The sequence below is a fragment of the Arthrobacter sp. P1_D4 genome, assembly GCF_056406115.1.
Genome location: NZ_JBFUAU010000002.1, coordinates 134,267 through 147,192 on the forward strand (window position 1 = coordinate 134,267; position 12,926 = coordinate 147,192).

The window sequence follows — 12,926 nt, forward strand, 5'->3', positions numbered from 1 at the left end:
TCTGTTCGCGCGAACGGCCCGCCAGCCTCGGGATTTCCCCAGACCGGCGGGCCGGATCGCGTCAGCCGCGCAGCCGCTCCATGCCGGGATCGAAGAGCGGCTCGGCCGTGACAGTCGCCGCGATGCGCCCGCCGAAGTACTCCACCTCTACGGCGTCGCCCTCGGTCACCGAGGCAGGCAGCCAGGCATAGGCGAGGGGCTTGCGGACCGAGTAGCCGTAGGCGGCGCTGGTGACATAGCCGGCGGCCTCGCCGTTGACGTACACCGGTTCCTTGCCCAGCACCACGGATGTGCCGTCGTCCACGGTCAGGCACCGCAGCGCCCTGGTGGCCGGCAGTTCCCTGAAGGCGGCCAGGGCGTCGCAGCCCACGAAGCCCTCTTTGTCCTTGGCGATCGAGAATCCCAGGCCGGCCTCGTAGGGGTGGTGCTGGGAGGTCATGTCCGTGCCCCACAACCGGTAGCCCTTCTCGAGCCGCATGCTGTTGAACGCTCCACGCCCGGCCGCGATGATGCCGTGCTCCTTTCCTGCATCGAAGAGGAGGTCCCACAGCTTCAGCCCGTACTCGGCGGTGGTGTATAGCTCCCAGCCAAGCTCGCCTACATAGGAGAGCCGCATGGCGGTGACGGGGATGCCGCCCACCGAGATGTCCTTGGTGCGGAAGTACTTCAGGCCCTCGTTGCTGAGGTCGTCCGTGCTGAGCTTGCCGATCACTTCACGTGCCAGCGGCCCCCAGAGCCCGATGCAGCACGTGCTGCCGGTGATGTCGGAAACGTGCACCCACCGGGCTGGATCCGCCGCCGACTGCTTCCTGGCCTCGACACGGAGGTAGTCGAAGTCCACGTTGCTGTTCACGCCGAGCTGGAACTGCTCCTCAGCGAGCCGGGCGACCGTCACGTCGCTGCGGATGCCGCCGTCGTCCGCCAGCAGGAGGCAGTACGTCACGGCACCCGGCTTCTTTGCGATGTTGCCGGTGCTCAGCCGCTGCAGCAGTGGCAGCGCCCCGGGCCCCGTGACCGCCAGCCGCTTCAGCGGCGTCATGTCATAAAGCCCGACGGCGGTACGCGTCTTCCACGCTTCGGCCGCCGAGATGGGGGAGTGGAACATCGCGGACCACTCGTCCCGCTCGGGTGCCTGCCATTGCACCGGCAGTTCGTCGAGCAGGCCGCGGTTGGCCTCGAACCAATGCGGGCGCTCCCAGCCAGCGGACTCCAGGAAGAACGCCCCGAGCTCCTTCTGACGGATGTTAAACGGGCTGACGCGCAGGTCCCGCGGGGATTCCTTCGGCTGCAGCGGGTGCAGGACGTCGTAGATTTCCACGAAGTTCTGCTGGGACGTTTCGCTGACATACTGGTCGCTGGTCTGGACCTTCTCGAAGCGCGTGAGCTCGCAGCCGTGCAGGTCGGTGCGGGACTGGCCCTCGATGAGCAACTCCGCCATGGCCCTGGCGACGCCGGCTGAGTGGGTGACCCAGACTGCCTCGGCAACGAAGAAGCCGTCGACGTCGGGGGACTCGCCCAGCAGAGGGCCGCCGTCGGGAGTGAATGAGAAGATGCCGTTGAACCCGTCCTCGATCCGGGCCCCGCGCAGGGCCGGAAGGAGGTCCTGGCTGTCCTCCCAGGCGGGCAGGAAGTCTTCCATGGTGAAGTCCAGGCGCGAGGGCATCCGGTGATCGGACATCTCCTCCGCGCCAACGCGGGGAAGCCGTTCCATGTCCACCGGCATCGGACGGTGCGCGTAGCTGCCGATGCCGATCCGGTCGCCGTGCTCGCGGTAGTAGAGGTCCTTGTCCTGGAAGCGCAGGATGGGCAGTCGGGCCCCGTTGGGAAGTTCGTTCCGGCCCTTCAGCTCCGGAAGTGGCGTGGTCTTCACGTACTGGTGCGCCAGCGGCAGCAGCGGCACCTTCAAGCCAACCATCTTGCCGAGCTCGCGGCCCCAAAACCCGGCGCAGGACACCACAATGTCCGCCGGGATCACGCCGTCGGCCGTTTCGACGCCGGTGACCTTGCCCGAGGTCTGTTGGATGCCTGTCACGGTGGTGGAGCCGAGGTAGGTCACGCCGGCTTGGCGGGTGCGGCTGATCAGCAGCTGGACGGCGCGGGCGGCGGAGGCCAGGCCGTCCGTCGGGACGTGAAGGCCGCCGAGGACCTGGTTGCCGTTCGCCAGCGCCCCGGTGGTCAGCAGCGGGTAGTGCTTCCCGCACTCGTCGGGGTCGATGATCCGGCCTTCGATGCCCCAAGAGGTGGCGTACCCCAGCTTGCGCTTGAGGTCCTGCAGCCGCACCTCGGTGGTGGCAAGCTCAAGCCCGCCGAGCTGGTTGAAGCAAGACACTCCGTCGGCGCTGAGGGAGAGCAGCTTGTCCACCGTGTAGCTGGCGAATTCCGTCATGGTCTTGGACGGGTTGGTCTGGAAGACCAGGCCGGGGGCGTGCGAGGTGGAACCGCCGGCCAGTTCCAGCGGACCCTGCTCGACGACCGTGAGGTTGTTCCAGCCGCGGCTGGCGAGTTCGTCCGCGAGGTTGGTGCCGACGATGCCGGCGCCGATGATGACGACGCGTGGTGATGCGCTCATAAGTTGTTCTCCTGGTTCGCGTTAGCGGAATACGACGGTGCGGGTGTTGTTGAGCAGGACGCGGTGCTGGCAATGCCACTTCACAGCCCGGGACAGGGCCTGTGATTCGGCGTCCCGGCCGACCGTCACCAGGGCGTCCGCATCCAGGCTGTGGTCCACCCGGAAGACCTCCTGCTCGATGATGGGTCCCTCATCCAGGTCGGGCGTCACGTAGTGCGCCGTGGCCCCGATGAGCTTCACGCCGCGGTCATAAGCCTGGTGGTACGGCTTCGCGCCCTTGAAGCCCGGCAGGAAGGAATGGTGGATGTTGATGGCCCGGCCGCGCAGGTTTGTGCACAGATCATTGGACAGCACCTGCATATACCGCGCCAGTACCACCAAATCGGCGTCATACCCGGCCACGAGTTCCAGCAGCCGCGCCTCGGCTTCCGGTTTGGTGCCGGGGGTCACCGGAACATGGATGAACGGGAGCCCGGCGTTTTCGGCCATAGCGCGAAGGTCCTCATGGTTGGAAACCACGACGGCGATCTCCGCACCCAGGCTGCCCGCGCGCCACCGGTAGATCAGGTCGTTCAGGCAGTGGCCGAATTTGGAGACCATGACCAGGAGGCGCTGCGGCCGGCCGTCGTGGAAGGTGAAGTTCATGCCAAATTCGGCGGCCGTTGCCGCGAAGCCGGCCGTGAGCCTCTCCGCGATGGAAACCCGGTCGTTGAGCCCGTCGAAACCGGGATCTGGACGGGTTCCGTCACCGGTGTCCGTGCGCCCGCCGGTGAAGGCGGTGCGCAGAAACAGGTTCCCGCTGACGTGGTCATCGAACTGCTGATGCTCCACGATGTCGAAACCGCGGTCGGCCAGGAAGGCGGTGACGGCCCGGACGATGCCGGGCCTTTCGGGGCAGGCCAGGGTGAGGACGAACTCAGGCGTGCGGGTTTTGGGCGACGAGGGCTTAGCAGCGGCCTCGGCCGTTGCGGCTGGAATGCCGCCGGTGGGGCGGCCATCAAGAATTGTGGTCACGATTTCCTCCTACTTCGTGGCGACAGCGTCGGGAGAGGCGCCGGATTTGGCGTCGCTGTCTGTGGCATCGCCGGGGCAGCGGGTGGCTGAGGAACAGCGTCCGTCGCACTCATGCTTGGTCACGAGATCAAACTGGACGCCTCCGTGCTGTTCCACGCCGGTGCGGATGGCACGTTCGACGACGGTCGTGGCGAGCCTCTGTCGCAAGGCCAGCGGATCGCGGCGCAGGTCACGGGCCAGTGCGACGCACAGCAGCAGCATGACCAGAACGAAAGGCAGGGCGGCCACGATCGTGATGCGCTGCAGGCCGGATAGCGCTTCGGATGGTTCATCGCCGCCGGCCAGGAGCATCACGGCTGCCACTCCGCCGGTCAGCAGGCCCCAGAAGATCACCAGTCCGCGGCGAGGTTCGCTGGCTCCGTTGGAGCTCAGCGAGGCCATGATGATGGAGGCTGAGTCTGCTCCGGTGATGAAGAAGATTGCCACGAGGACCATGGCCAGGACGATGACGGCGGTGGTTGCCCAGGCAGGCATGTTCAGGTTCTTGACCAGGTCGAAGAGGGCACCGTCGAAGGATATGGAGGGTGCGCCGTCGACCATTTTCACGAGGCCGTCAGCGGGGTTCTCCGTCTTGTCGGCCTGCTGCTGGATGCTGAAGGCAGTGCCGCCGAAGATGCCGAACCAGATCACGCTGACAATGCTCGGAACCAGCAGTACTCCGGTGACGAACTGCCGGATGGTGCGTCCCCGGCTGATGCGGGCGATGAACATTCCAACGAACGGCGTCCAGGACAGCCACCAGGCCCAGTAGAAGATCGTCCAGCTGGACATCCAGCTCCGCAATGCCTCGTCTCCCACGGCTTCCGTCCGGGAAGACATTTCGGCCAGGTCCCTGGCATAGTCACCGATCGCGGCTGGAATCAGGTTGAGGATGAAGAGCGTGGGGCCGGCAACAAAGACGATGAGTGCCAGGACGACGGCCAGGACCATGTTGATGTTGGACAGCCATTGGATGCCGCGGCTGATGCCGGATACCGCGGAGGCCACGAAGCAGGTGGTCAGGATAGCCACGATCACCACGAGCACCGGGGTGCCGATCTCCCCGACCCAGCCGTTGGACGTCAGGCCGCTGCCGATCTGGAGGGCGCCAAGGCCCAACGACGCTGCGGTACCGAACAGCGTGGCGAAGATTGCCAGGATGTTGATGAACTTGCCGACGGGCCCTTCGACCATCCGTATGCCAAAAAGCGAGGTGAAGGCCGCAGAGATGAGTTGCTTGCGCCCCAAGCGGTAGCTGCCGTAGGCCATGGCGATGCCAACAACCGCGTACATTGCCCAGGGGTGCAGGGTCCAGTGGAAGATGGACGTGGCCATGGCGGTCTGGATGGCTGCGGGGGTCCGTCCGTCCACGGTTCCGGGCGGCGGTGAGATGTAGTGGTACAGGGGTTCAGCCACGCCGTAGAACATGAGCCCGATGCCCATGCCTGCGGCAAACATCATGGCTATCCAGGAGATGGTGCGGAATTCGGGTTTTTCCCCGTCTTTGCCCAGCGGGATGTTGCCGAACTTACCGACGGCGAGCCACAGCACGAAGACCACGAAGAGAGAAGCCAAGACCATGAAGAGCCAGCCGGTGTACTCCATGACCCAGTCGAGAACGCCCTGCGACGTGGCAGAAAGGCTGTCCCTTCCGAGGAAACCCCACATCACGAAGGCGACGGCGCATGCGCCCGTGATCCCGAATGTGACCTTGTCGAGGGTCAGCTTGCGGTTCCGACGTTCCGTCACGGCCCGCTCGGTCTTGCCCTGACGCAGTTCCTGCAGGAGCTGATCATAGTTTTCGGTATCCGGGACGAGTGCGGGAGGGAGGGGATCCGGGGCAGTTGGCTCCGCTTCCAAAGGTGTTGAAGGTGTGAGGACTGCCGCCTGCCCGGCGGGGGTGGTGACGTTGACGTCGGTGTCCACACCGATGTCACTGTTCAAGTTCGTGTCGCTGTTCAAGCCAATGTCACTGTTCAATGCCATGAGGGATTCCTCTGTTCGGATTCATGGGCTGGGGCTAGATGTGGCCGTCCACTGTCAGGCCTGGGGGGAGGTTGGGAACCTCATTGGATTCGGTGATCATGATGTCGCCGTCGATCACTGTGACTTCGTGGGAGCGGACCGGCAGCTTGGCCGGCGGGGCGTCGACGCTTCCCGTACGCAGGTTGAACCTGGATGCGTGGAGCGGGCATTCGACCCAGCAGTCCTCCACCCAGCCGTCCGCCAGGGAAGCATCCTGGTGGGTGCATGTGTCGTCAATGGCAAAGAGTTCGCCTTCCTCGGTGTGGAAGACGGCGATGGGCGGTGAGGTGTTCAGCCGCAGCGCTTCCCCGGGCGCCAGTTCGCTGAGCGGGCATGCCTTGTGCATGGAGGGACCTCTTCTTCGGTCGGGATCCGTGGCTGTGCAACTGCCGCTGGTCGTGTTCCGTAGTGAACAACAGCAATCGCAATAAGCAACAGAGTGCGGTAGGTCACAATGCTTGTCAAGGTATTACCTCTCTGTTTCGCGCCAGGGTCCCTTTGGCGGAGGGACCCTTGACAGTGGGCGTGGCATGAATCACGCTGTTGCATATAGCGATTGTTGTTGCGTAAGAAGCAATTGAAGGGACGTCGAAATGCAGACGCTTGCGATTGTGGGAGCTTCCCTGGCGGGTCTTTCCGCCGCCCGGGCGGCCCGCGCCCAAGGCTTTACCGGCCGGCTGGTCATTATTGGCGACGAGCCGCACCGGCCGTACGACCGGCCGCCGCTGTCCAAGGACTTCCTGCTCGGCGCCATCACAGCGGAGGACCTTTTCCTGGAGTCCGACGCCGACGAGCTGCAGGCCGAATGGCTGCTCGGAGCCGGAGCCGCGTCCCTGGATGCCTCTTCGCGAACCATCCTCCTGACGGACGGCCGCAGCGTGACAGCGGACGGAATTGTCATTGCCACCGGCGCGAAGGCACGGCAGCTGCCTATCTTGGCGGGGCTGAGCAATGTGTTCACGTTGCGCACCCTGGCGGACGCACAGAGTCTTGCCCCCGAGCTGGTGCCCGGGAGCAGGATGGCTGTGATCGGGGCCGGATTCATCGGCGCCGAGGTGGCCTCCGCTGCCGCGTCGCGCGGCATGGAAGTCACGATGATCGACACCAAGGCCGTCCCGTTCGCCGCCCAGCTCGGTACGGAGATGGGCGGCGTGGTGGCCGGGCTCCATGCCGCCAACGGCGTGGAGCTCATTTCCTCAGCAGTCATAGAGGACTTCTACAGCGGCGAAGGCAACGTCACCGGGCTCCGGCTGGCCGGTGGACGCTATGTGGCCGCCGACGTCGTGGTGGTTGGCATTGGAGCCGAGCCGAACACCGGCTGGCTGGAGGGCTCCGGCGTGGAACTCCGCGGCGGTGTGTTGTGCGATGCCATGGGCCGCACCGGTGTCCCCGGGATCGTGGCCGTGGGCGACTGCGCCTCCTGGTTCGACCATGCAGCCGGCACACACCGCCGGGTGGAGCACTGGACCGGCGCCCTGGAGCGTGCGGCCCTGGCCGTTGAGGCGCTGCTGGACTCTGATGCCCCACCGAAGCCGGCAAAGCCTCACTATTTCTGGTCCGACCAGTACGGCGTCAAGTTGCAGTTCGCCGGCCACTGCGCCGGCTATGACCGGGTGGAGATCGAAGTCGGCGACGTCCTGACGCATAGCTGTCTTGCCGTGTACTACCGGGGGGATGTTCCGGTGGCGGTTCTCGGGATGAACCAGCCGCGGCTGTTCACGAAGTGGCGGCGCCTGCTCGCTGCACCCGCCCGGCCACTGGGCTCGCCCAGCGGGCAGGCTGCCTGTGCGGACGCCTCCGCGCTGGTGGCCCTGGTGGGGGCTGCCGCCGTGTCCTGACAACCGTGCCTGAAACCTGACCCAAGAATCCCGTCCCAACAAGTTCCAGCTTTCGTTGTTCGTTTTGTTCGTTAGGAGGACAAATTGTCTGTTGAGGTAAGCGCTCCGAGTCTGATCCCCACCCTGCCCGGTTACACGTACGTGGATGAAGCCGTATTCCGGGCGGAGCAGGAGCGGATCTTCGAGCAGATGTGGTTCTGCGCCGTCCGGTCCGCGGACCTGGACAAGGCGGGTGCCTGGAGGACGGTCCAGGTGGGGCGGGAGAGCGTGTTGATCAGCCGGACCCGCAAGGGCGGAATCCGTGCCTTCTACAACATCTGCCGGCACCGGGGCGTCAAGCTGTGCATGGAAGAGCAGGGCGAAGCCGCCCGCTCGTTCCAGTGCCCGTACCACGCCTGGACCTATGACTTCGAAGGCAAACTCATCGCGGCCCCCAACCTGACCAAGATGCCGGACATCGACCGGGACGAGTACGGCCTGGTGAAGGTCCATATCCGCGAATACCTGGGCTACGTCTGGGTGTGCCTGGCTGACGAGCCGCCGTCATTCGAAGAGGAAGTGATGGGTGCCATCGAGGAACGGCTCGGCGACCTCAAGGCGATCGAAGGCTACGACGTGGCCAACCTCAGCCTGGGCCGCCGGATCCGCTATGACGTGAAGGCGAACTGGAAGCTCATCATCGAGAACTTCATGGAGTGCTACCACTGCGCCACGATCCACCCCGAACTCACCGAGGTGCTGCCGGAATTCGCTGACGGCCTGGCTGCGCAGTACTTCGTGGGCCATGGCGCCGAGTTCGGCGAGGACGTCAAGGGTTTCACCATCGACGGCTCGGAAGGGCTGGACCTGATTCCGGGGGTGGGGGAGGACCAGGACCGCCGGTACTACGCCATCACCATCAAGCCCACAGTGTTCGTGAACCTGGTCCCGGACCACGTGATCATCCACCGCATGTTCCCTATGGCCGCGGACCACACGATCGTGGAGTGCGACTGGCTCTACGTGCCCAGCGTCGTGGAGAGCGGCAAGGACGTCAGCGCGTCCGTGGAGCTGTTCCACCGCGTCAACCAGCAGGACTTCGACGCCTGCGAGCGGTGCCAGCCGGCCATGGGATCGAAGGTCTATGCCAAGGGCGGCGTGCTGGTGCCCAGCGAGCACCACATCGGCGCCTTCCACGACTGGGTGCAGGAGAAGGTGGGGGACATCGTGGCCGGTTCCTGAGCCGAACCCGGCCGAATCTCAGCTGGTGGTTGGGCTTGCTCCAGCAAGCCCACATGGTTGTACACCGGCACGGACATCGAGTTGAGCCCAATTTCGAACTCCTCCCGGACCACTCCGTAGCCGTCACGGGCGACGTCGATCAGCTGGCTTTCGAGCTTGTTCCTGTTGGTGATGGTCCGCGGCGTCCGGGCCGGAAGCCCGGTCTCCTTCAGGACACGGTCCCGCTCGTCCGCGGACAGTGCAGCGAGCAGCACCTTTCCACTGGAGGTCGCGTGGAGCGGCGTCAGGCTGCCCACCCAGTCGTAGGTGGCCAAGGTCGACGGGCCCATGGCCTGGTCCACGTTGACGGCGTAGTTGGAGCGCAGGACGGCCAGGTTCACCGTCTCCTTGAACTCCTCTGCCAGGCTTTCGAGTACGGGCCGGGCCTCGCGGACCAGGCTGAGCCGCCCGGGGATGGAGCTTGCCAGCCTCAGGATGCCGAAGCCCAGCTGGTACTTTCCGCGCTCGCTGTTCTGGTGGACCATTTCCCGGCTCACCAGCGAACCCAGCAGCCGGGAGACTGTGGACTTGTGGATGCCCATCTCGTCGGCGATTTCGCTCACGCCCGCGTGGCCGTCCCGCGCCAGGATTTCCAGGACCATAAGCGCCCGGTCCACTGACTGGACACCACCGTGCTGGCCCGACTCCGCATCGGCGTCGGACTCGGGGTCATTTTTGGAAGCCATGATCCATACTCTCAAGTAGTTTCTGCGGCTTGCTTACCCGCCACAAGGCCGCCTGTAGCGTCCTCTCGGTTAGTTCCACAGTTTCGATCCTATGCCGTGAGGTGTGATGAGGCCGACATTGGGTAGGGACCCGCGCCAAGGAAGCCCAGCGACGCCCGGATCCGCTCACGACTGCGCCCTTCAGGAGTAGGGTTTGGCTTGGCAGACGAAGGGGTCGGCAGACGAAGGGGTCCACATGAGCTACAAATATCGAACCGTCCGGGTTCGCGGCACTGACCTGGTTGGAACCATCGCGCGCAAACACGGGGGCGCGCCTGAGATCTACGAAACCTCGAAGGACCCGAGCACCTCGGTTGTCCCGGTGTTCTTCCAGGCAACGGGTGAGGTCCGATTCTTCGACAGGTCAATGCTGGAGGACGTCGTGACGCCGGCCAGCTAGCAGCGGTGTTGCACCGCTGCTGCAAACGGAAAAGTCGCCTTGGCGACCGTTCCGGCAGGACGACCCGCGCCCCTTTATTCGAAGCGCGGGGCCGGCCGGGAGGGCCCTTTGCGTGGGTGTCCGCATGGCGTTGACACTGCTCAGGGCCGCGAGGAGGATTTGTTTTGGGGGGCCTCTTCGAAAGGAGCCCTAAATGCCGTGGCATGTCGAAGGTACCTATTTTGAGAACTGCAACTGCGACATGGTCTGCCCGTGTACGGCGACAGGACAGACGGCACCGGCGGACAATGACCGCTGCAACGTGGCCTTGGCCTTCCACGTGGAAACCGGCGAAGTCAACGGTGTCGACGTCGGCGGTCTGACAGTCTGCGTCGTGGCCGATACCCCGGCCCTGATGAGTGAGGGGGGCTGGAAGGTCGGTCTCCTGATGGACGCCGCCGCCTCCGCCGAGCAGGCCGAAGCGCTCGGTGCAGTCTTCGGCGGCCAGCTCGGCGGACCGATGGAGGGCCTCGCTCCCTTGATCGGTGAAATGGCGGGCGTGGAGTCCCAGGAAATGGCCTACGCCGACGACGGGCGTATCCACCAGGTGCGTATAGGCAGCGCCGTTGACATGGTGGTCGAGGACTTCATGAATCCATTTGATTCCACAGGGCGGGGAGTGAAACTTAGTGGGGTCGGATTCCCGGCCGACACTCTGGCAGCCGGCACATCCAGCACCGCCCGCGTCGACGTGTTCGGGATGACCTGGGATAACGCCGGGAAGAACTCCTTCTCGGCCCCCTTCGCCTGGTCCGCTTAGGTGCCGGGCAGCAGCCGCCTGACAGCCGGCCACCATGCCGGAGAGTTGGCGCTGATCGGGTGCGCCGCACTGGCCTGGTACCTGACTTTCCTAGGCCTTTCCGACATGTCCACAGGCCCGGGAACGATGGGATTGAGGCTCTGGGGTTTCCTGGCGGTGTGGACGCTAATGATGGCAGCCATGATGTTGCCGGCACTGGCGCCCCTGACTTCGATGTATCTCAGATCCATCCGCGCCGTGCGCAGCAGCCGGGTCAGGGCCATCCGGACAACGGCCCTGGTAGGCGGCTACCTTCTGACATGGATCGGATTCGGCGTCGTGGCCTACGCGGCCGCGGCCCTGTCTGCGCTACTGGCTGAGAACGCGGCGGACATCGTACCCTGGGTGGGTGCCGGCGTCCTCGTGGCGGCCGGAGCCTACCAGCTGACCCCGCTGAAGGACTTCTGCCTCAGGCACTGCCGGTCGCCCATAGCCTTCCTGCTGCACGTATCCGGGTACAAGGGCCGCTTGCGGGACGTCCGCGTCGGCATGTATCACGGCGTGTACTGCGTCGGCTGCTGTTGGGGGCTCATGCTGGTGCTGATTGCCGTGGGCGTGATGAACCTGGCGTGGATGGCCGTGCTCACGGTAGTTATCTTCCTGGAGAAGACATGGAAATACGGGCCCGCCTTCAGCCGGATAACTGGTGTCTCGCTGATCGTTTTCGCGCTCTTCGTCCCGGCGCACCCGGAGCTGCTGCCCGGGCTCTATATGCCCGCGCCCATGTAAGGGACGCTGACCACCGTCTTCGAATAGGAGTCCGGGGATCGACGTCGGCACGGGGTTCCGCGCCGTCTTCGCTTCTACGGCGTGCCCCCGTGGGCGGGTCGGCGCGAAAACAGCGTGCTGACCAGCCGGACCCCAAAGCCTTCATCCAGCGGCGAGCCGCTCAGGAAGAACCGGTAGTAGATCGGCCCCAGCAGGAGGTCTGTGAGCATCTCGGCGTCGACGTCCGGGCTCAGGTCTCCTCGGGAGATGCCCCGTTCCACCAAATGCAGCACTGGCGGTCGGACACCGGGAGGTCCAAGCTTTAACCATTCGACGCGGGCCACGTGTGGGCGTCCCGGCTTCCGGGGATGGCACGGCGAGGGTGACTGCACGGCGAGGGTGACGGCACGGCGGGTGCGAGGAGAGTGACGATGGTTGACACGGCAGCGCAGACTCTTCGGGCCGGGGCGCGCAACGACCTTGTGACGCAACTGCTGGGCATCTGGCTCCTCCTGGCTGTGTTCCTGGACGGCTGGGCCCACTTGCACGTTCCCGGGCTGGAAACCTTCTTCACCCCCTGGCACGCGGCACTCTATTCGGGCCTCATGGCCACCGCCGCGTGGACGGCAAGCGTGATCTGGAGGAACCGCCAGCCCGGGCGGCCATTGAACCGGTCGGTGCCGGCCGGCTACCGGGGGCACGGTTATCGGACTGGTCCTGTTCGCCCTCGCGGGTGTCCTGGATCTGGCCTGGCACGAGATCCTGGGCATCGAAGTCTCCCTCGATGCGCTGGTGAGCCCCACCCACCTGCTGCTGGGGTTCAGCCTCTTCCTTATCCTCGGCACCGGTATCCGCAGTGCACGGGCCGCCGGCGGCGCAGAGGCCTTCAACTGGACGCCGCCTGCACTGTTGTCGCTCGCCCTCATGACGGGCCTGGGAGCCTTCTTCCTCATTTACTGCTCGGCGTTCGTCCGGACCCCGCCGGCCGTCCCGTATCTACAGACGCCGATCGGGAGCCCCGGGCACACCCAGGCGGAGCTGCCCCCGGCCCTCGGACTGGCCAGCTATTTGGTGACCACAGCGCTGATTATCGCGCCCTTCCTCTACACCTTCTCCGGAGCCCGGAGGCCTCCTTTCGGTATTGCCACCATCCTGGTCGCCGTGGTGGCGTGGCTGCCGCTGGCCATGTCGGGGCTGCGCCCGGCCGCGGTCGCCGGTGCGGCCGGAGCCACGATCATCGCGGCAGCGTCGGATCTGCTGCTTGCCCGACGGTCGGGCCCGTGGCTGAGGCGCAGGTTGCCGGCGGTCACCGCCGTGCTGGCGGCACTCATCTGGACCGGGCAACTGGCTGGGATCGCCCTCGGGGCATCGATTCAATGGCCAGTGTCGATGTGGCTGGGAGCCGTCGTGCTGAGTGCCGGACTGGCAGCGGCCCTCGCCTTCCTCAGCTCGTTGAACACCAGGAGCGTCCCGGGGCCGGCGGCGCCACGATGACCGTCAAATCCCCACT

The 12,926-nt window shown here is 65.4% G+C and carries 12 protein-coding genes; 6 read left to right on the plus strand and 6 right to left on the minus strand.

Features of this window, described 5'->3' with window-relative positions; all coding sequences use genetic code 11:
• Positions 1 to 61 precede the first annotated feature (61 nt).
• The 4 genes from AC1D0A_RS01540 to AC1D0A_RS01555 are packed head-to-tail and all read right to left on the minus strand — an operon-like array spanning position 62 to position 5,993.
• Positions 62 to 2,569, minus strand: coding sequence for a GcvT family protein (locus AC1D0A_RS01540; RefSeq protein WP_243177881.1), 2,508 nt, complete (start codon positions 2,567 to 2,569; stop codon positions 62 to 64).
• 21 nt (positions 2,570 to 2,590) lie between these two features.
• The gene (purU, locus tag AC1D0A_RS01545; protein ID WP_476945045.1) at positions 2,591 to 3,583 is read right to left on the minus strand and encodes a formyltetrahydrofolate deformylase; all 993 of its coding nucleotides are present in this window, start codon (positions 3,581 to 3,583) and stop codon (positions 2,591 to 2,593) included.
• 9 nt (positions 3,584 to 3,592) lie between these two features.
• Entirely contained in the window at positions 3,593 to 5,608 is a 2,016-nt protein-coding gene (locus AC1D0A_RS01550) for a BCCT family transporter (protein WP_243177879.1), read from the minus strand.
• Between the two features lie 34 nt (positions 5,609 to 5,642).
• Positions 5,643 to 5,993, minus strand: coding sequence for a bifunctional 3-phenylpropionate/cinnamic acid dioxygenase ferredoxin subunit (locus AC1D0A_RS01555; protein WP_243177878.1), 351 nt, complete (start codon positions 5,991 to 5,993; stop codon positions 5,643 to 5,645).
• A 247-nt stretch (positions 5,994 to 6,240) separates the two neighbouring features.
• Here AC1D0A_RS01555 and AC1D0A_RS01560 point away from each other — a divergent pair, with 247 nt between their 5' ends.
• On the plus strand, positions 6,241 to 7,485 hold the full coding sequence (locus AC1D0A_RS01560; RefSeq protein WP_476944330.1) for an NAD(P)/FAD-dependent oxidoreductase: 1,245 nt from the start codon (positions 6,241 to 6,243) through the stop codon (positions 7,483 to 7,485).
• Positions 7,486 to 7,569: 84 nt separating this feature from the next.
• Positions 7,570 to 8,706: an aromatic ring-hydroxylating oxygenase subunit alpha gene (locus tag AC1D0A_RS01565; protein ID WP_243177876.1), complete on the plus strand. Its 1,137-nt coding sequence runs from the start codon at positions 7,570 to 7,572 to the stop codon at positions 8,704 to 8,706.
• Here AC1D0A_RS01565 and AC1D0A_RS01570 read toward each other — a convergent pair.
• Complete coding sequence (locus AC1D0A_RS01570) at positions 8,607 to 9,431, minus strand: IclR family transcriptional regulator (RefSeq protein ID WP_476945046.1); 825 nt, start codon at positions 9,429 to 9,431, stop codon at positions 8,607 to 8,609. The two genes, AC1D0A_RS01565 and AC1D0A_RS01570, sit on opposite strands and share 100 nt — an antisense overlap.
• 235 nt (positions 9,432 to 9,666) lie before the next feature.
• On the opposite strand from AC1D0A_RS01570, the gene AC1D0A_RS01575 reads away from it, so the two are divergent.
• The 3 genes from AC1D0A_RS01575 to AC1D0A_RS01585 all read left to right on the plus strand — a co-directional run bounded on the left by AC1D0A_RS01575 (position 9,667) and on the right by AC1D0A_RS01585 (position 11,437).
• Entirely contained in the window at positions 9,667 to 9,870 is a 204-nt protein-coding gene (locus tag AC1D0A_RS01575; RefSeq protein WP_043435465.1) for a hypothetical protein, read from the plus strand.
• Between the two features lie 193 nt (positions 9,871 to 10,063).
• Positions 10,064 to 10,669, plus strand: coding sequence for a DUF1326 domain-containing protein (locus AC1D0A_RS01580; protein WP_476944270.1), 606 nt, complete (start codon positions 10,064 to 10,066; stop codon positions 10,667 to 10,669).
• A 126-nt stretch (positions 10,670 to 10,795) separates the two neighbouring features.
• Positions 10,796 to 11,437, plus strand: coding sequence for a DUF2182 domain-containing protein (locus AC1D0A_RS01585; RefSeq protein WP_476945243.1), 642 nt, complete (start codon positions 10,796 to 10,798; stop codon positions 11,435 to 11,437).
• A gap of 74 nt (positions 11,438 to 11,511) precedes the next feature.
• On the opposite strand, the gene AC1D0A_RS01590 is transcribed toward AC1D0A_RS01585, so the two are convergent.
• Positions 11,512 to 12,186: a TetR-like C-terminal domain-containing protein gene (locus AC1D0A_RS01590; protein WP_476945047.1), complete on the minus strand. Its 675-nt coding sequence runs from the start codon at positions 12,184 to 12,186 to the stop codon at positions 11,512 to 11,514.
• 22 nt (positions 12,187 to 12,208) lie between these two features.
• Between AC1D0A_RS01590 and AC1D0A_RS01595 the strand changes: the two genes are divergently transcribed.
• The gene (locus AC1D0A_RS01595) at positions 12,209 to 12,910 is read left to right on the plus strand and encodes a hypothetical protein (RefSeq protein WP_476945048.1); all 702 of its coding nucleotides are present in this window, start codon (positions 12,209 to 12,211) and stop codon (positions 12,908 to 12,910) included.
• The last annotated feature ends 16 nt before the right edge of the window (positions 12,911 to 12,926 follow it).